At 61.6% G+C, this 18161-nt stretch carries 14 protein-coding genes; 5 read left to right on the top strand and 9 right to left on the bottom strand.

Annotated features, from left to right (window positions below; genetic code table 11):
• Positions 1-12: 12 nt before the first annotated feature.
• From NXS98_RS15115 to NXS98_RS15090, 6 genes are all read right to left on the bottom strand, one after another.
• The gene (locus NXS98_RS15115; protein ID WP_283845865.1) at positions 13-1044 is read right to left on the bottom strand and encodes an SH3 domain-containing protein; all 1032 of its coding nucleotides are present in this window, start codon (positions 1042-1044) and stop codon (positions 13-15) included.
• Positions 1041-1760, bottom strand: coding sequence for a pseudouridine synthase (locus NXS98_RS15110; RefSeq protein ID WP_283845864.1), 720 nt, complete (start codon positions 1758-1760; stop codon positions 1041-1043). The genes NXS98_RS15115 and NXS98_RS15110 overlap by 4 nt, the downstream gene beginning before the upstream one ends.
• An 85-nt stretch (positions 1761-1845) precedes the next feature.
• On the bottom strand, positions 1846-2001 hold the full coding sequence (locus tag NXS98_RS15105; RefSeq protein ID WP_283845863.1) for a small basic protein: 156 nt from the start codon (positions 1999-2001) through the stop codon (positions 1846-1848).
• Positions 2002-2129: 128 nt separating this feature from the next.
• Positions 2130-4268 (bottom strand): sialidase family protein, encoded by a 2139-nt coding sequence (locus NXS98_RS15100; protein WP_283845862.1) that lies wholly within the window; start codon positions 4266-4268, stop codon positions 2130-2132.
• A gap of 333 nt (positions 4269-4601) precedes the next feature.
• Positions 4602-5993, bottom strand: a complete 1392-nt coding sequence (locus tag NXS98_RS15095) for a sensor histidine kinase (protein WP_283845861.1) — start codon at positions 5991-5993, stop codon at positions 4602-4604.
• Between the two features lie 79 nt (positions 5994-6072).
• The gene (locus NXS98_RS15090) at positions 6073-6549 is read right to left on the bottom strand and encodes a hypothetical protein (protein ID WP_283845860.1); all 477 of its coding nucleotides are present in this window, start codon (positions 6547-6549) and stop codon (positions 6073-6075) included.
• A 562-nt stretch (positions 6550-7111) separates the two neighbouring features.
• Between NXS98_RS15090 and NXS98_RS15085 the strand changes: the two genes are divergently transcribed.
• From NXS98_RS15085 to NXS98_RS15070, 4 genes are read left to right on the top strand one after another with little or no spacing between them, the layout of a single operon-like run.
• The gene (locus NXS98_RS15085; RefSeq protein WP_425499912.1) at positions 7112-7570 is read left to right on the top strand and encodes a PulJ/GspJ family protein; all 459 of its coding nucleotides are present in this window, start codon (positions 7112-7114) and stop codon (positions 7568-7570) included.
• A gap of 13 nt (positions 7571-7583) precedes the next feature.
• Complete coding sequence (locus tag NXS98_RS15080; protein ID WP_283845858.1) at positions 7584-8198, top strand: PilW family protein; 615 nt, start codon at positions 7584-7586, stop codon at positions 8196-8198.
• Between the two features lie 9 nt (positions 8199-8207).
• A complete protein-coding gene (locus NXS98_RS15075) occupies positions 8208-10052 on the top strand; it encodes a hypothetical protein (RefSeq protein WP_283845857.1) in 1845 nt (614 codons plus the stop codon).
• 37 nt (positions 10053-10089) lie between these two features.
• Positions 10090-10695, top strand: a complete 606-nt coding sequence (locus NXS98_RS15070; RefSeq protein ID WP_283845856.1) for a hypothetical protein — start codon at positions 10090-10092, stop codon at positions 10693-10695.
• Between the two features lie 46 nt (positions 10696-10741).
• On the opposite strand, the gene NXS98_RS15065 is transcribed toward NXS98_RS15070, so the two are convergent.
• The 3 genes from NXS98_RS15065 to NXS98_RS15055 are packed head-to-tail and all read right to left on the bottom strand — an operon-like array spanning position 10742 to position 15974.
• Positions 10742-13645 carry a PAS domain S-box protein gene (locus NXS98_RS15065; protein WP_283845855.1) on the bottom strand — a complete coding sequence of 968 codons (2904 nt, stop codon included), beginning with the start codon at positions 13643-13645 and terminating at the stop codon, positions 10742-10744.
• A gap of 21 nt (positions 13646-13666) precedes the next feature.
• Positions 13667-14125, bottom strand: a complete 459-nt coding sequence (locus tag NXS98_RS15060) for a response regulator (RefSeq protein ID WP_283845853.1) — start codon at positions 14123-14125, stop codon at positions 13667-13669.
• Complete coding sequence (locus NXS98_RS15055; RefSeq protein ID WP_283845852.1) at positions 14085-15974, bottom strand: PAS domain S-box protein; 1890 nt, start codon at positions 15972-15974, stop codon at positions 14085-14087. The genes NXS98_RS15060 and NXS98_RS15055 overlap by 41 nt, the downstream gene beginning before the upstream one ends.
• A gap of 307 nt (positions 15975-16281) precedes the next feature.
• Between NXS98_RS15055 and NXS98_RS15050 the strand changes: the two genes are divergently transcribed.
• Positions 16282-18066 (top strand): glutamine--tRNA ligase/YqeY domain fusion protein, encoded by a 1785-nt coding sequence (locus tag NXS98_RS15050; protein ID WP_283845851.1) that lies wholly within the window; start codon positions 16282-16284, stop codon positions 18064-18066.
• Positions 18067-18161: the final 95 nt, after the last annotated feature.

The following is an 18161-nucleotide window of genomic DNA, read 5'->3' as shown; positions in this document are numbered from 1 at the left end:
CAAGCGCGGAGGTTACTCGACCGGCTGAATGTCCTCCGGTTTCTGGATGCGCAGCACGGGGGTGTTGGGCCAGCGGCGGTCCAAACCTTCCTCGCCGGTGACCATGACGCGTTTGTCACGGAACTGGCCCAGGACAATGTTGGTGCTGGCCGGGTGCAAATAGTTGATGACCTTGCGCGTGTCCAGCGCCTCCAGCACATACCAACTGGGGGCGTTGATGTGCACGGTGTAGCGCACCATGCCTTCGCGGGTGACGATGCGCCGCGGCGCCGCCTCCACCTCGACCACCAGATTGGTCCCCGGGCCGGTGGGCGGGGTGCGATAGCCGCGAATCTTGGCCAGGTTGCGCTCCTTCGCATCCGCTTCTTCCTTGATGATATCCGGCAGGGGCGCAGGCGGGGTGACCACCGTGGGCGGATTGGTGATGACCGGCGGCGCAACGACGACCACCGACGGGGGCGGGGAAGTGGCCGGCGGAGCGACCGGTGGCGTGACCACCGGCGGCGGCGCCGTTTCCACCGGGGGTGGTGGAGTCACGGCGACCGGCGGCGGCGCCGGGGCGGTGAAAAACTCTGCCACCACATAACCAAAGCTGCCCATCGGCGGCGCGATTTGCAGCCACTCATCTTTGCGGCGAATCAACTTGAGCTTTTCCCCGCGCTCCACCCGGCCCACCACGCTGAAATTTTCACCCGGGCCGCCACGGACGTTGAGGCGGTTGGCGCTGACGGTCATTTTGTTGGTGTCCACAAACTGGCTGTGGACCCACACCGGCACGGTGGGGGGAAGGGCGATTTTGAGCCAGTTGGTGGCGTCCCCGGCCTTGGGTTTGTCCACGCGCACCACTTCCAGGACGGTGACGCGGTCGCCGGTGTTCAACTGGCCGAGCACTTCGCCGGCGGTGGAGGGCTGGCCGCGAATGTTGATGCGGTCCGTGCGGGCGGTGCGGACATCCGGCTCGCGGGTGGTGTCGGCCCGCAACAGGGGTGACCCCAAGGCCAGCGCCAGACAGGCCCCCAGGAAAAAGCGCGATGAATGTTTCATATCGTTGCCTGGGCAAGTAGAGAGCGAATCTCGGCGGGTGTCAACATCCGCCATTTGCCCGGCGGCAGCTCTCCCAATTTGATGGGGCCAATCTGGACCCGCGCCAGCCGTTCGATGTGCCAGCCCAGGCGTCCCAGCAGCCGGCGGATTTCGCGGTTCCTGCCCTCGTTAAGTTCCATTTCCAGCAGACTATGGCGTTGATGCGCCTCCAGCACGCGCGCCCGATGCGCCCGCAAATGCTGGCCGGCATCCCACACGCCGCGGGTCAATTGCGCGGGCAAATCCGGGGGCACCCGGCCTTCCACCAGCACGTGGTATTTCTTGAGCACTCCGTAGCGGGGATGGGTCAGGCGCAGGCAAAAATCACCGTCATTGGTGAGCAACATCAACCCTTCGCTGTCCCGGTCCAGCCGGCCCACGGGATACAAGTGGCCCCATTCGGCGGGAAGCAGCGCAAAGACAGTGCGGCGGTTTTCGGGGTCCTGGCGGGTGCACAAATAGCCGGGCGGTTTGTGGAGGGCCACATATTGCTTGCGGCGGGGGCGAATGGGCTGGCCGTCCACCGTCACGCGCGCCACGGCGGGGTCCACCCGCGCGCCCAGCTCGCGCACCACCACGCCGTTGACCTCGACGCGGCCGGCCAGAATGATGGCCTCGCTGGCGCACCGCGAGGCCACGCCGGCATCGGCCAGCCACTTTTGCAGACGCACCAGCATGGTCCAAGGAAAAGCCGCCGTCCCCCCCGGTCAGCAGAGGACACGCGGGCCATTCCCGCCCGCGTTTGCCCGGAGCAACAACGGCTTATACCGGCGGCTTGGTCTTGCGCAAACCGGTGACGCGGTCGCCTTCCTTCCACTGACCGCGTTTCTTGAGCAATTCCACCCGCTCGTAGCGTTTCAACACATTGCGCTTGGCGCCGGTGGTGGCGGCGGCGCGCAGACTTCGATGTTGCGACATAAAGCTAAATAAAAAATCTTTTTTGTCCCGCCTTGCCCTGCCCAGCCTCCGCGGCTCCCGGCAAGCGGGGGGGTGTTTGTAGCACACTTCAACCTGTCCTGCCAACGGATATTTTGCAAGCCGCGGCCTCAGGGCTGCAGGCGGGCGCGGAAAAATTCGCGGGCCTGGCGCGGGGCGTCATCCAACAGCAAGACGGTGTTGGAGGGGTCAAGGACTTCGACAGCCGGGCCATTGGTCCAGGTCCGCAGGTCTGTGGACCGCTCGACCAGGATGCGCTGGTCCGCCTCGCCCGCCAACAGGAAGAGCCGGCGCATCGTGGCATTGGTGGGCGGGGTGACGCTGAAGCGGACGAAAACCGGGGGGTTGGTGCGGGGGACGATTTGGGCGCGAAGGATGGCGCCTTCCACGCCGGCGGCCACCAGTTGTCCGCCCTGCGTGGCGGCGCCAAAGAGAGATTTGGTGGTGAGCGTGCCAATGTTGGACCATTGCAGGCCATTGGTGCTGGCCAGCACGGTGCCTTGATTGCCCACCACATACCACACGCCGCCCACGCGGGTGATGTCATTGAGCCAGGCGCTCACGCCCGTGGGGCGGGTCACCCAATCCACGCCATTGGTGCTGAACATGAGCAGGCCGCCCTGGCCCACCGCGGCCAGGGTGTCCTCCACCCAGCGCACCCGGAAAATCCAGTTGGTCCGGCCGGTGGGACGAGCCGTCCATTCCACGCCATCGCTGCTGGTCAACAGAGTGCCACGGTCCCCCACCACCACCCAGCCCCCGGGAAACGCGGCCGCGCCGGAAAGAAAATGAGCGACTGGCGCACTACGCGGCTGCCAGCTCTGGCCGCCGTCCAGACTGTGAAAAATCACACCGTTGCCGCCGGCCACCAGGATTTCCTCGCCGCGCAGGGCCGCAGCCTGGAGGTCATTGGTGGTGAGGCGCTGGGGCAGCACCTGCCAAAAAATGCCCAAGGTGGTGGCGCGGTTGGTCACCACCTGACCTTGCACATTGGTGGCCAGGACATTGGTCAGGTACCCCTCGCTTAATAGCACCGTGCCCTGGTTGCCCACGGCCACCAGGCGGTTGGAAGAACCGGCCACGCCCAGCAAAATGGCGTTGGTGGCCGCCGGCGGTGGCCATTCAAGATTCCATAGCACCCCGTCGCTGCTGGTCATGAGCGTGGCGCGGTCGCCCACCGCCACGTAGATTTCGCCGGCCCGGCACAAGTCCCACAACCAGTGGCGCGGCCCCGGGAAGCGATGAATCCAGCGCAGGGGCTGCCCGGCTTCGGCAACGCCCTCAACCATCATTCCCGACCGGCCGGCAATCAGGTACAACGTGCCATCGTGGAGGGCGGAGTAGTACGTCCAGGGGGGTGCGCCATTCAGTTTGCCGGGGCTGGTTTCATCAGACCAGGCGGCCAATCCGCGGCGGTGTCGCAACTGCCCCTGCCCGGCCATCAAGATTTCATTGGTGATGCCGGCGATGCCGTACCAGGTGTTGGTGACGCCGGGCAGGCTGGCGATTTGCCAAGCCGTGCCATTGGCGCTGGTGAGCACCACGCCCTGTTCGCCCACGGCGACAAATTGCTCATTCCAATAGGCCACCCGATTCAGGTGCTGCGTAACCCCGCTGACTTCCTTTTTCCACAGGCGGCCATTGTTGCTGGTCAGGATGGCGCCGTTTTCGCCCACCGCCACAAAGAGGTTTTTGCCGAAGGTGACATGCCGGAGCCAGCCCGTGAAACCGGTGGGGGGTGATTGCCGTGCCCAGGTGGCGCCGTCACTGCTCAGGTAAATCGCGGCATTGTCGCCCACCAGCACGATGACACTGCCGGAGGTGGCCGCCCCCATGAACCAGTCAGGGGTGCCCAAATCCACCACGCGAAAATCGGCCAGGGAATCTGCATAAACCACCGTGCCACTTTCCCCCGCAGCAATCAGGCGCTGGTTGAAAAAAGTGACGGCCAGCAGGGCTTTATCAGTGCGGGTGTACTGGGGTTCCCAATAAACCAGGTCCTCACTGGTATAGAGCTGGCCGCGTTCGCCCACCTGGACGGTTAAACCCAGGGAATAAGCCATGTCATACACATGGGCGCCGTGCGGCAGGGGATTGGACCAGCGCCAGCGCGGGGCAAAGGGGTCCGCCGCCAGAAGCAGCCCCGCCCACAACAGGAAAGGCATGACCTGCCAGTGAAAACTGGCCTGCCTGCCCATCCCGGAGCGTTGGTACTTCCAAGCCAACAGCCTGCGTATGGCAGCATTCAAAACCATGAAAAAGGGGGGGAACGGGGCCCCCGTCTCGCCACGGTTTCTAATTTAATCGGTCTCCGCAGTTAAGGCGAATGACAATCGCCACGACGGCGCGTTTTATGGGTGCGTTCTGCTCACGAAGAGCAGGCGCCGATGAACGGACCCGGTTCTTTGTTCAGGTTGAAGGTCGTCAGCAAAGTGGTTCGACGTCTGGGACTCTTTTTTTATTCACGCAAAACAGGTGGATGATTGCGTAATCCAACAAGTTTCATGGGGTCTTGCCGGCCACGGGCCGGCCCTGGCATGGCCCCTTAGGTCTGGATGCCGAGGAGAGGTCTCCGGCCAACCTCAGCGCAAGGATGCGTGTTCGTCGAGGGGGACTGGGACGGAGGGCAGGGCCAGTTCAAAAACGGTGCCGGCGGCCGAAGTGGAGCGGAGTTCAAGCCGCGCTCCCAGATGATTGGCAAGTTGTTTGCTGATGGCCAGGCCGATGCCCATGCCGCCTGGCTTGGAGGAAACACACGGCGCAAAAACCTGCGAGCGCATGGCCTCGGGAAGGCCCGGCCCCTGGTCCCGGACTTCACAAATGACTTCGGTTTCGCTGCCGCGGACGCGCAGCTCCACGATTTGGCCGGGGCTGCTGGCCTGAATGGCATTGCGCAGGAGATTTTCCAAAATCAGCGCCACCAGCGCCGCTTCCCGGCTGGAGAGGCGGGCATCGGCTTCGGTGCGCAGGTGCAATTTCACGCGTCCCTGAACCAGCAGGGATTCCATGCGGCAGCGGAGCAGCTCCAACAGCTCTTGCAGGCGGGTCTCGCTGGCGGGGGAAACACCGGCATCCTGTTGCAGCAGACGGGCGGTGTCCTGAATCATTTGCTGCAATTTCTGGGTGGTCTCCAGGGCCGCCTGCCAGGCCGGTTCCCGCGCCGCGCCCTTGCCCAGGGCCTCGCTAAGGAGGAGATTGTGCAGGCCATAGAGGGGACTTTTCAGGCCGTGAATCAGATGGGCTGCCACGGCGCCAACGGCGGAGGTTTTGGCGGCCAGGGTGAGTTCCTGGTTGGCGCGGGCCAGCCGTTCAGTCAGGTCCAGCAAGGTTTGATGTTGCTTTTGCAAATGACGCAGCGCCGCGCCCAGCCCACCCAGAATCACCAGCGCGCCCACCGCCAAAACCACGGCAGCCTGCCCGGCCAGGTGCCGGTCCTGGGCCCGGTATTTTTCCTTGAGGGGCTGGCCGTCCACGTAAAATTGAGCCACGCCCAACAAGTCGGGGCGGCCCGGCTCATTGATAGGAATGAACATTTCGAGCAAGGGCGCCGGTCCGCGGGGGGCGGTCTGGTCAGTTTGGGGGATGAAGAGGGCTTCCAGGCGGGCCGCTTCATAATAACGACTCAGGAATTGCAGGCGGCGCAGCGGGCCAAGCTCCTTGTCCGTCAGCCGGGTTTCGCGCACTGAGGGGGGAAACGAAACTACAAAGTGGCCATTGGTGTCAAACAGGCGCACAGCCAGGACACCCTTGAGGCGTGAAGCGCGCAGGAGGATGGAGGCTTGTTCGGCGGGTTCGGTCAAGGGAATGAGGGAGGGCTGGCCGGCGGGCATGTTTTCCACGTGCTCCATCCATATCACCGCCTGAAGAATTTCGGCGTCGCGGGCGACAAGCTGATGGCGCAGGGCCTGGCGCAATTGCCAGGTCACCCCCAAGGTGGCGGCGGCAAATACCAGGAAGACCCCTCCGCACAACAAAAAGGCAAAACGCGAACTCCACCACGCGCCGGCCGGGCGCGGGGGGTTCGTGATGCCTGACGAATGTTTAACAATATGGTTATCGGCCTCGCCCCTCACCTTTGGCCTCATCCACAATTTTCCCCAAGTCGGCCTGCAGTTCGCGTTGCATTTCCTGGGCGCGGTCCCGTTGTTCCTTCAGCAATTCACGTTGCAGCTCACGCCAGCGCTCCAAACTCTCGCGGAGTTGTTCCCGCAGTTTTTCGCGCTGTTCAGGAGTGGCGGTTTTGTAGGCCTGCCGCACCGCCTCCTGCTCTCGCAAAAATTGTTCACGGGCCGCCTGAAAGGCCGCCACCAGCTCTTTGATGTCAGTGGGTTGGGTTTTATCCACGCGCCCCTTGCGCTCGGGTTTTTCCGCCGGATTCTGCGGGGTGTTGCGCGGAATCACCACTGGGCGCTCCGGGATGGCCTTTTTCTCCTGGCCTGGGGGCACCTCAGGTGCGGCGGCACTCGCCTTCAAACCCCATAGGGCGACTGCCAGCCCCACCCACCAGACCATAATCTGCTGGCGTTTCATTATCGTTTTTTGGCAGGCTGACGATTCATCAAAAGTTTCACTTATGATAGAAGCAGCCTGGATACCACATCCCCAAGCCGGAAGCTAATTTCTTGACCCTGTCCCAGCAAGTCTTTTGTGCAACTATTTCAGCCCTACTCCATGGGGTAATATGGACGGAATTTGGGCATTGCCTCGCCGGACTGGCGGTGAAAGGCCTAGAATATTCCTTCCAGCGAGGGGTGTCTGCCCTTTGAATCAAAGGGTATAGTGAGGAGGTAGATTTCAAGATACTGCAATCCATGTACTAAAATAAGACAAGACACTGCCGGAAGAAGACAATCCACAGCGGATTACTGGTTTCTCGCAATAATTGGAATCCAGAAGCCAAGGCGGTTCAAAAAATTGCGATGCCTTGTTGATCATCTGCTATTTTCATAAATAATTCAGGAACAGTGTTTTACATCATTCTCGAATCACCCGATGACAGCCAGGAGTGTGAAGTAAGAATTGAAAACTTGACTTGGCATACGCATTGCTCTAAGCAGATTAGGTACATATTGACCTAGATTTTGAATCCATTATGACTGCCAGCAGGTCCATATGCAGTTCATGCGCCCGCCGAAAGAGGGCATTTACGCTCGCTGAGGTGCTGATTGCGATGTCCATCTCGGTACTGATCATGGGGAGCATTGTCTATGGGTACCTGGGCACGGCCACGCGGGCGGAGTGGAATGCGTATTCGCTGGCGGCGCAAAGTCTGGCCTTGCAGCGCATTGAGCAGGCGCGCTCGTGCAAGTGGGACCCCGAGGCCAGCCCGCCCATTGACCAATTAGTGGCTTCGAATTTCCCGCCGGAGGTGAACATTTTGGACATCCCAGTTTCCGGCACGAACATTGTGTACGCAACCAATTTTACGACGATTACGGTGGTCAGCGCTGACCCGCCCACCAAATGTGTGATGGTGCAGTGCGTATGGAATTTCAAGGGCCGGAGGAATTACACCAACACCGTGGTGACCTACCGCGCTCCGGACAGTTGAGCAACTTGGCGCCATGAAACTGCAGACCCTTTTCCTTGTGCCGTGGCGACGGCGGCGGGCCTTCACGCTCACCGAGCTGATGGTGACGATGTCGCTGGTGATGATTGTGATGGCGGGGGTGATTTACGGCCACGTGGCCGGGCTGAAGTTGTACGGGCTGACGCGCGCCAAACTGGGAGCCAGCGACGCGGCACGTTCGGCGTTGAGCCGGTTGCTGGAGGAAATCCGCTCCGCGCGGCGGGTGCAGGTGGGCACGGGGACGGCCAGCTCGTTCACGCAGATTGAGGAGGGTTTTCCGCAGCGGGGCAATGCGCTGATGATTCATCCCACGCTGAGCACCAACCAGTGGGTGCGATATTATTTGGACCCGGCCACCTCGAAATTGTTGCGGATTGACCATGATGACAGCCGGCCGCTGGTGATTGCGGAGTATGTCTCCAATACGGTGGTGTTTGCCGCCCAGGATTTCCAGGGGAATGTGCTGAGCAATTATTTCAACAACCGGGTGATTGCGGTGGACTTGGAATTTTATCAGGTGCAGTACCCCATCACGCCCATTGGCACGCCGGGGGCATATTTTGATTATTACCGGCTGACCACTCGCGCCACGCGGCGCACGCTGGAATAAGGAGGTCATGTGAAACTGATTATTCCCTCATCGCCCCGCCCGGGGGGCTACGCCTTGGTGATGACCATGTTGTTTGGGGGGCTGGCCATGGTGGCGCTTTCGGGTGCCATGGAATGGAGCAGCACCAATTCGCGGCTGACGGCGCGGCACAATCAATACCAGGAAACGCTCCTGGCTGCCGAGGCCGCCACTGAAAAGGTGCTGAGCCGGATGATTATTGACTTCAAGCGCGGAGACGAGGCGCGGGTGTACAACAACCTGGAGTTGTACCGGGGCATGGTGCCCAATGCAGCGGAAAATACCGCGTGGGCATCCTACGTGTTTGGCGATGTGAATGGCACACCCAATCGGCTGACGGTGGAGAACACGCAGGCGTGGGGGTTTACGCCGTTGCAATCGCAATATCAGGGTTTGTACGGCCTGGCGGCCAGTTATCGGGTGGTGAGCAACGCCCGCAAGGCGAACGCGTTGAATGACATCACGGTAGCGGTGGAGCAAAATGTGCAGGTGGCCACCATTCCAGTGTTTCAATTTGCCATTTTTTACGGCCTCAATATGGAGATTAGCTGCGGCCAGCCGTTCAATGTGACCGGGCGGGTGCACTCGAATCGGGAATTGTATGTATGCCCGGACAACACCTTGACCTTCTGGAGTGATGTCACGGCGGTGGGCAACATCCGCTGGGGCCGGGCGCCGGGGGACAGCCGCGGCGCGCCCAGCGGCTCCGTGACTTATCGGGGCCAGCATGATTCCGGGGTGGCGAGTTTGAATCTGCCCATTGGCACCAACAATTCGCCCGAGGCGGTGCGCGCGATTTTGGAAGCACCACCGCTGGGAGAGGACCCAAATTCATTGATGGGCAAACAGCGGTTTTACAACAAGGCGGACCTCATTCTCACGGTGAGCGACACGGTGATTACGAACATCACCGGCATCACCAGCAACCGCGTGGGCGGGGTATGGCAGTTCACCACGAATTACTCGTACACCACCAACATCATCCTGGCAGGCAAAACGGGGGCGCTTTCCCCGGGCGGGTCCGCGACCATCGGCGATTCGCTACTGCGGACGTTTGTGAATGTGGCGCCGCATGGGGCGGCCACGAATTCGTTTTACGACTCCCGCGAAGGCAAGCGGGTGCTGCCCATTGACATTGACGTGGGCCGGCTGCGCACCAACACGGCGGTCTCCACGGCGCTGGGGCGGGATGTGACCATCATTTATGTTGAAGACAAGCGCCTGCGGAGTGTCAATCCCGCCACCCAACTGGGGGCGGTGCGGATGGTGAATGGCAAAACACTGCCCACGCGCGGGCTGACGGTGGCGACGGACAAACCGATGTATGTGCTGGGTCACTACAATGCGCCCAACGCCGCCAATGTCGGCAGCACCAACACCGTGGGCACGGCGCCCGCGGCCCTGATGGGCGACGCCATCACGGTGCTCTCCACCGCCTGGCGGGATAACCGGAGCACGGAAAGTCTCAACAACCGTCCCGCCGAGCACACCACGGTGAACGCGGCCTTTCTGGCCGGCATTGTGGAGACGCTCACTTACAATAATTACAGCGGCGGGGTGGAAAATTTCCCGCGGTTTTTGGAGGATTGGAATCCCAGCAGCGGCGGCAAGCGCACTTTCACCTACAACGGCTCGATGGTGGTGTTGTTCCCCAGCCAGTATGCCACAGCACGGTGGGGGCTTTCCAATGTGTATGACCCGCCGGCCCGCAACTGGGCCTTTGACTTGAATTTTATGGACGCCAAGAAACTGCCACCGGGGACCCCATCAGTTAGTACGTTAATCCGCGGCTCCTGGAAGCTGGCATCTCCCAGACGGCCCGGTTCACCTGGATAACCATCGAGAACTGACTCCACAAATCCGATAACCAACCATGAAAAACTTGCCTGGGCTGGCGTGGGCGGGAATGGTGGCAATCTGCCTGACGGCTGCCGCCGTTGAGCCATGGCCGCCGTTTCAAGTGATTACTGAACAAACGGTGTGCCCTGAATACGGCACGGTATCCTACCGGCGCGCACTGCTCTGTGATGGACTGCGAATGGCTTTTCAACCGCCAGCGGAGTGGAAAGCCACCGCGGATGCCGTGCGCCGGATTTTGCTCCTGGAAAGCCCGGCCGCAGATACGCAAATACGCTTGCGCCTGGTTCTGCCCCAGCGTGCAGAAACCAACGCGGTGGCGGTGTTGCCGCCCGCGCCCGCTTTGAAGGACTTGGTGGCGAGTTTGTCGCCCGGCGCTGAGATTATCGGCGAAGGCGAGTACCCGGCGGCGGGGAAAACGGGAAAAAGCTGCGATTTCAATTTTGCGCAGGGCACGCGCCGGTATCAGGGGCGCGTGTTGTGGGTGACCCTGCCGGAGTGTCATTTGGAAGTGACCATGACCACGACGGCCAGCCTCACGCAAAAACATCCCTTCTTTGTGGAGGTGCTCAATTCATTGGAAATCCAGTCGTTGCGCCGCTTGACCCAATTAAGCCGCTGACCGCCCGAACTCGCGAGCGCAAGCCGGAGCTGAGCCTGAACCAAGCTCAGGGCTGGGGCGAAGCGGCGGGGCGGCAGACTTCCTCGAGTTTCTGCATGATGTCCCGCATCTGATAAGGTTTGTGGAGAAAACCGTGGACGGGAAAGCCGGCCGCCTTTTTTCGGATTTCCTGGGCGTCGTAGCCGCTGGAGAGGAGAATGGTGAGGTGGGGGTTGAGCTTGCGCAGCTCCTGGCTGGTGGTGAGTCCGTCCATCAGGGGCATGGTAAGGTCCACAATCGCACATTGAATGTCCTGACGATGCTGGCTCATTTGCGCGATGGCCGTTGGACCGTCCGCCGCCATGATGACTTTGTAACCGCCCCGTTGAACCAGACGCGCAGCGGTGGCAAGCACGCCAGGTTCGTCGTCCACAATCAACACGGTAATCTGGCGTTCGGGCGGAGGCGGCGAAGCCGGAGGCGGGGTGGCCGGGGTGTCGGTCTTCACTTCAGCGGGAGACGGCCGGCTGCCGCGGCTGACGGGGAAATAAACCTGAATGGTGGTGCCGGCACCCGGCTGGCTTTCCACCAGGATGGCGCCTTTGAGACTGCGCACCACCCCCAGCACGAAGGCCATGCCCAGGCCGCGGCCGTGGAATTTGGTGGTGAAAAAAGGGTCAAAAAGCCGCTCCAGCACTTCGGGCGTCATGCCGCAGCCGTTATCCTGGACTTCCAGGAACACGTAAGGTCCCGGCGGCGGGCGCTCCAGCAAACGGCTGCGTGACAACCGGGCCGCGTCACAATGGGCGAAGCCGGTGCGCACGACAATTTTTCCGTTGCGCTCCCCAATGGCCTCGGCGGCATTGGTGACCAGGTTGACGGTGATTTGCTGCACCTGGGCGGCATCGGCGCGGACCAGCGGCAGGTCTTCCTCCAATTGCAGGTCCAGCTCAATGTTGCGGTTGATGGAGGAGCGCAGGAACATGGCCATTTCCCGCATTAGATGGCTGAGGTGCACTTCTGTCATTTCCAGCGGCGCGCGGCCGGTGTAGGCCAGCATCTGGCGGGAGAGGTTGGCGGCGCGCAGGGCGGCCTCCTCGGCCGCCTTGAGACAGGACTGGGCCACCGAGTCGGCGGGCACTTCCTCCATGGCCATGCCGAGGTTGCCGAGGATGGCGGTGAGGAGGTTGTTGAAATCGTGGGCGATGCCGCCAGCCAGCACGCCCAAGCTCTCAAGTTTTTGACTGAACAACAGCTTGCGCTCCATTTCCAGGCGCTCCTGCTCGGCGCGTTTGTTGGCGGTGACATCGCGGAAAGAGCTTAAGACCCGAGGGGAAGTGCTTTCGAGGTCCAGCCAGGTATGGGCCACGGCCAGCCAAACCTTGCGGCCGTCCCAGAGGGTTAGCTCTTTTTCATTGATGCCTTCGAGGGTGCGCTCCTGGTAGCGTTGCTGGTACTTTTCCAGGATGCGTTGGCCCTCGTCCGAAGCATACATTTCGGCCAGCGAGTGGTTGATCCATTCGGCGCGGGATTTGCCAAACATCTGGCAGAAGGCCTCGTTGACCAGCAGGATGCGCCCCTGGGCATCCGTGAGGCGGAGGCCTTCGCGGGCGCTTTCCCACACGGCGCGGAAGAAGGATTCGGATTCCCGCAGGCGTTCATTGGCCTGGCGCCGCTCGGTGGCGTCCTGCATCATGGCCAGCGCGCCGGCGAAGCGGCCCTGGCCGTCAAAGATGGGGCTGGCGGAGACATCCATCCAGCGCCACTCGCCGTTGGCGTGGCGCACCCAGCATTCATAATGGCTGGAGCGGCCCTGGCGCCGCAATTCCATCTGGCGGTTGGGGAAATCGTGATCAGGGGCGCGCAGGAAGGATTTGACCGGGCGGCCCAGCATTTGCTCAGGGGCATAGCCCAGCATCTCGGCCATGTGGCGGTTGACGAAAACGGTCCGTTCATCGGCATCCACCACCCAGATGCCCTCGTGGGCCGTCTCCACCATCCGGCGGAAGCGTTCTTCGCTCTGGCGGAGGGCCAGCTCAGTGGTGACACGGGATTGGTTGGCCAGGGTGAGGGCGACCTGGTCTGCCAGTTGGACGGCAAAAGTTTTTTCATCCGCCTCCCAGGCGCGTTTTTCGCCGACGGTTTCGCAGCACAGGATGCCGGTCACCCGGCCTTGCCATCGAATGGCGGCATCCAGCAGCGAGACAATGCCCAGGGGCTTGAAATAATTCTCCACATAACCGGCCAGGCGGGGGTCGGTTAACACCTCGGCAGCGCACACGCAAGGGTCCGCGGTCAAGGCTTCGATCTCGCGCGCATATTCCTTTTGGGTAAGCGCCATGCCGCTGCTGTGGCGATTCAGGCTGCATTCAAAGAGGTCATGGCAGCGGAGCTCCCCGCGGGCCTCATCCAGCAACCAAAGGCTGACGCGCTCGACTTCGAGGACCTCGGCGCCGGTTTCGGTGACGAGGCGGGCCAGGGTATCCAGGTCGCCCTCCGCCACGGCAGGCGACACGGCCAGGCGGCTGAGGGCCTGCTGCTGGCGCTGCATGCGTTCGAGGGCGCGGCGCATCTGGTCTTCAGCCCGCCGTTTGTCCTGCAAATAGCCCCATTCGCGCAAAGCGCGGTGTGCCAGATGGGGCAGCCTGGCAAAGGCTTCAGGGGATTTGGCCACGTAATCCATGGCGCCGGCGCGCAAGGCTTCCACGGCCTCGCGCTCATTGCCAAAGGTGGTGAGAATGATGACGGGGACTTGAAAGCCCAAGTGGCCCAGGAGCTCATCCCCCAGGCCGTCGGGGAGGCGGCGGTCGGCGATGATGAGGTCAGGGGAGTGAGTTTTGGTCTTGCTCAAAGCCTCGCCGAGGGTGGCTGCAAAGACTAATTCAAATTCAGCCTCCTGCACCCGCAAGGACCGGCGCATCAGCTCCGCATGGGCGGCATCATCTTCCACAATGAGGATTCGGCGCGGCATGTGAGAGAAAACAGGCAAAATTCAGTGGAGACGCGTCTCCGGCCAGGGGTAGCGGTTGCAGCCGATCCAATACCGCCCGAAAGTTTCCAGCAAACCGGTAAAAGCGCCGTAATCCAAAGGTTTGGCCAGGTAACTGTTGGCGTGGCTGTCGTAAGCCTTGAACAGGTCACGTTCAGCGTCGGAGGTGGTCAGCACCACGGTGGGGATGAGGTGTAATTCAGGGTCTTGCTTGACCTGGCGGAGGACTTCCAAGCCATCCAGTTTGGGCAGGCGCAAATCCAGCAGGATGAGATGGGGGCGCGGCGGAGCTTTGGGGGGGGCAAACATGCCGCGGTGGAAGAGGTAGTCCAGAGCGCTCTCACCGTCGCGGAGATGCACCAGCCGGTGGGCGGGGTTGTGTCGGGCGAGGTTGCGGCGGACCAGCTCGGCGTGGTCGGCGTTATCCTCCACCAACAGGATGAGGAGCGCTGGCACTTTCATCACACATCTCTGTCTTGTTTGCAGGCTGTAAAGTGGACGTTAAAGCTTTTTGGCCTAATGTAAAGCAAAAGCGGCTGCCCCGTCCGCGGCCCTCGCTTTGCACCCAGATGCGGCCCCCGTGAACCTCGATAATGCGGCGGACAATGGCCAGCCCCAGGCCGGTGCCGGGGCTGTCGTGGTCCAGTTTGTTGAACAGGCCAAAGATGGTTTCCTGATAGGCCGGCGGCACGCCGATGCCATTGTCTTGCACGAAAAAGACCGGTTCAGGCCCGGTTTTATCCCAGCCAATTTCCACGCGCGGGGTGGGTTGTGGCCCCATGAACTTGGCAGCGTTTTCCAGGAGGTTCAGATAAACTTCAAACAGGCGGCGGCGGTCTCCGCACACTGTAGGCAGGTCAGGCTGAAGGACCACTTCCACGCGCCGCTCGCGAAAAGTGCCTTCCAGGAGGGTCAGTGCTTCCTGAACCACCTGGGCCAAAGCAACTTCGCTGGGAGGATACATGACGCGGCCCACCCGGGAAAGCTCCAGCAAATCATTCAGCAGCTCGCTCATTTTATCGGTGGCGGCAATTACGCGCTGCAAATCCTCGGCCAGGTGTTCGTAACGTTTTTCCTGCAGGGCGCGCAACAGCTCGCCGGCGAAGCCTTTGATGGTGACCAGCGGGCTTTTAAGGTCATGGGACACGGTGTAGATGAAGCGTTCCATTTCCTCGTTTTTACGCCGCAATTCCTGTTCCTGAGCCTTGCGCTGGGTCAGGTCTTCGGCGATACCCACATAGCCGCGCAACTGCCCTTTGGCGTCCCGCAAGGCGGCCACCGAAAGCCAGACCGGCAGGCGATGGCCGTCGCAGCGGATGTAAGTCCATTCCCGCTCGTCCGTCTGGCCGCGCCGGGGCAGGCACCAGAAGACTTCCATGTTTTCGGGCACCGGCTGACCGGTGAGGCGGCTGAGCTCCTCGGCGCGTTGCCGGATTTCTGCCGCGTCATGGAACAAAAGCGGCGTGCGGCGGCCTATCACCTCTTCCGCGGTGTAACCCAAGAGGCGTTCGGCAGCGGGGTTGAAGGTGGTAATCGTGCCGTGGTTATCCACGCTGATGATGGCGTGGGTGGCGTAGTTGAGCAGGGCCTGGAGAAATTCGTTGGTTTCGCGCAATTCACTCTCATGCCGGCGCAAGACGTGGCGCATTTGTTCAAAATGGGCGTCCAGGCGTTCCACTTCATCCCTGGGGGTGGCCTCGGCTTCCGGCTGGAGGCCTTGCTGGGCGATGACATGGTCCACTTTGGCAGTGAGGGCCTCCACGGGGCGGGCAACGGTGTGGCGGACAAGCCGGGTTTGCCAAAAGGTCAACCCCAACAGGAGAATGCCCATGGCCACCAGATGGAGGGCGTGGCTTCTCGCTTCCCGGTCCAGCAGTCGGGGATGCGACCACAGGTGCAGGCGGCCCACGGTCTGGCCGTCCACTCGAATGAAACGCACCAGCTCGACTTCGCCTTCCATAAAATAAACGCCTTCCGTCTGGGCCTGCAAAGGCCGTGGGGGGTCTGATAGGCTTTGACGGTAAAGGGAAAGCAGTTGGCCATCCAAATCGGTGACAGCGGCCTCGCGGATGGGCGGGGCGGCCCGCAAGGCTCCCAACAGCTCAGTGATTTGATTGGTGGCGCGGAGGGAGACCAGGGCGGGAAGGCTCGCGCCGAGCAACTGGGCGTAAGGCTCCAGAGCGGCCTCCATGCGGCGCGGGCCGGTATGGTGATGCCACCACCAGGTGGCGCCGCCGGCCAAAAGCATGATTAAGCTGGCGCTCCAAAGCACCAGCGTGAGCTTGCGGCTGATGGTCAACGTCCGCTTCATCTCAACAGCCCTTAATAAGGAATACGCCCTGGCCGGTCGTTTATTGCATTTAACGGCCTGACTCCCAGCTTTTTACCGCCGGAGAACCGCGGTTTGGCAAGGCCGGTGGCCTTGTTTTTTGTGCTCCCATATCTGGCCGTGGCTGTCATTTTTTACCCACAACCTTGAGTCATTGGGCAAAGCCAATAACCGCTGGCGCTGGAATAAATGCTTAAATGACCCCGGGGTTCAGGTGAATGACTAAGGCAGGCATCCCCTCCTTGCAAGCTTGAAATTCCAGCCCACCTTGAGGAAGCTGTACGGGTTTATGATGAATGAGAGTCATGCAGAGGCCGGGGCGGAGCGCGGCCCAGGCGATTTTATCCGGGACATTGTGGCGGAAGACCTGGCGGCAGGGCGGCACCAGCGGATTGTCACCCGCTTTCCGCCGGAGCCTAATGGTTATTTGCACATCGGCCATGCCAAGTCCATCTGCCTGAACTTTGGCATCGCGCGTGAGTTTGGCGGGGTGTGCCATCTGCGCATGGATGATACCAACCCCACCAAGGAGGATGTGGAGTACGTGGAGTCCATCCAGGCGGATGTGGACTGGTTGATTGCAGGCTGGGCGGACCACGTGCTGGGTTACAAGCGCAAGGGGGACACTTCCGGCCGCGTGGTGCTGAAGCAAACGGCGGCGGAGCCGCAGACGCTGGAGCCATTTTATGCCTCGGACTATTTCCAGCAGCTTTACGAATATGCGTTGATTCTGATTCAGAAAGGATTGGCGTATGTCTGCGATTTGACGCCGGAAGAGGTGGATGCCTACCGGGGCGCCCCTGACCGGCCCGGGCGGGAAAGTCCCTACCGCAATCGTTCTGTGGAGGAAAATCTGGACCTCTTCCAACGCATGAAGGCGGGGGAGTTTCCGGATGGCAGCCGCACGCTGCGCGCCAAAATTGACATGAGCTCGCCCAACATCTGGCTGCGCGACCCGGTGCTTTACCGCATCCGCCACGCCGAGCATCATCATACGGGGGACCAATGGTGCATTTACCCCATGTATGATTATGCGCACTGCCTGAGCGACAGCATTGAGGGCGTGACGCATTCGATTTGCACGCTCGAGTTTGAGGTGCATCGGCCCTTGTACGACTGGATTTTGGAGCACTTGCCGGTGCCTCAGCCGCGGCCCAAACAATACGAGTTCGCGCGGCTGAATCTCAGTTACACGGTGATGAGCAAGCGCAAATTGCTGCTCCTGGTGCGTGACCGGCTGGTGCAGGGCTGGGATGACCCGCGCCTGCCCACCCTGGCCGGCCTGCGGCGGCGGGGCATCACGCCGGCAGCCATCCGCAGCTTCTGCCAGATGATTGGTGTGACCAAGTACAATGGGCTGACAGATGTGGCGGTTTTGGAACATGCCATACGGGAGGACTTGAACCGCGTGGCGCTGCGGCGGCTGGGGGTGTTGCGCCCGCTCAAAGTGGTGCTGACAAATTATCCGGCGGGGCAAACCGAGCTGGTGGAGGCGGTGAACAATCCCGAGGACCCGGCGGCTGGCACGCGGCAGGTGCCGTTCAGCCGGGAGTTGTACATTGAGCAGGACGATTTCATGGAAAATCCGCCGCCCAAGTATTACCGCCTGCAGCCGGGCGGCGAGGTGCGGCTGAAGTATGCCTATATCATCAAGTGCGAGGAAGTCATCAAGGACGCACAAGGGCGCGTGGTGGAGTTGCGGTGCACGGCGGATTTGGGCAGCAAAGCGGGCGGACCCACAGCCGGCCGCAAAGTCAAGGCGGCCATTCACTGGGTGAGCGCGCCCCATGCCGTACCCGCTGAGATGCGCCTTTATGACCGGCTTTTCACCGTGCCGGAGCCGGATGCGGCCGAGGGGGACTTCAAACAATACTTGAACCCCGATTCATTGCAGGTGGTGCAGGCGCAATTGGAGCCATCGCTGGCCGAAGCCAAACCGGAGGAACGGTACCAGCTTGAACGTCTGGCTTACTTCTGCCTGGACCCGGACAGCGCCCCCGGGCGGCTGGTGTTCAATCGCATTATCACGCTCAAGGATACCTGGAGCAAAGAGTTGAAGAAAAACGCCCGCTGAGGGCGAGGTGGCGCCCTTTTCCTCAGGCAGAGCAAGGGGAAGACGCTGGCGGCGGGCAGGTTGCCTGCCATGGCCGCGGGGGGGCTGGCGGGGTC

This window comes from Fontisphaera persica (assembly GCF_024832785.1).
GTDB classification, from domain to species: Bacteria; Verrucomicrobiota; Verrucomicrobiia; order Limisphaerales; family Fontisphaeraceae; genus Fontisphaera; species Fontisphaera persica.
This window is presented reverse-complemented; position numbering and strand designations above follow the sequence as displayed.

Excerpts from the sequence above, each read along its gene's own strand:
- NXS98_RS15055 (WP_283845852.1), bottom strand. The coding sequence starts at position 15,974 with ATGAAGCGGACGTTGACCATCAGCCGCAAGCTCACGCTGGTGCTTTGG.
- NXS98_RS15050 (WP_283845851.1), top strand. The coding sequence starts at position 16,282 with ATGATGAATGAGAGTCATGCAGAGGCCGGGGCGGAGCGCGGCCCAGGC.
- NXS98_RS15110 (WP_283845864.1), bottom strand. The coding sequence starts at position 1,760 with ATGCTGGTGCGTCTGCAAAAGTGGCTGGCCGATGCCGGCGTGGCCTCG.
- NXS98_RS15070 (WP_283845856.1), top strand. The coding sequence starts at position 10,090 with ATGAAAAACTTGCCTGGGCTGGCGTGGGCGGGAATGGTGGCAATCTGC.
- NXS98_RS15105 (WP_283845863.1), bottom strand. The coding sequence starts at position 2,001 with ATGTCGCAACATCGAAGTCTGCGCGCCGCCGCCACCACCGGCGCCAAG.
- NXS98_RS15115 (WP_283845865.1), bottom strand. The coding sequence starts at position 1,044 with ATGAAACATTCATCGCGCTTTTTCCTGGGGGCCTGTCTGGCGCTGGCC.
- NXS98_RS15090 (WP_283845860.1), bottom strand. The coding sequence starts at position 6,549 with ATGAAACGCCAGCAGATTATGGTCTGGTGGGTGGGGCTGGCAGTCGCC.
- NXS98_RS15065 (WP_283845855.1), bottom strand. The coding sequence starts at position 13,645 with ATGCCGCGCCGAATCCTCATTGTGGAAGATGATGCCGCCCATGCGGAG.
- NXS98_RS15080 (WP_283845858.1), top strand. The coding sequence starts at position 7,584 with ATGAAACTGCAGACCCTTTTCCTTGTGCCGTGGCGACGGCGGCGGGCC.
- NXS98_RS15060 (WP_283845853.1), bottom strand. The coding sequence starts at position 14,125 with ATGAAAGTGCCAGCGCTCCTCATCCTGTTGGTGGAGGATAACGCCGAC.
- NXS98_RS15085 (WP_425499912.1), top strand. The coding sequence starts at position 7,112 with ATGACTGCCAGCAGGTCCATATGCAGTTCATGCGCCCGCCGAAAGAGG.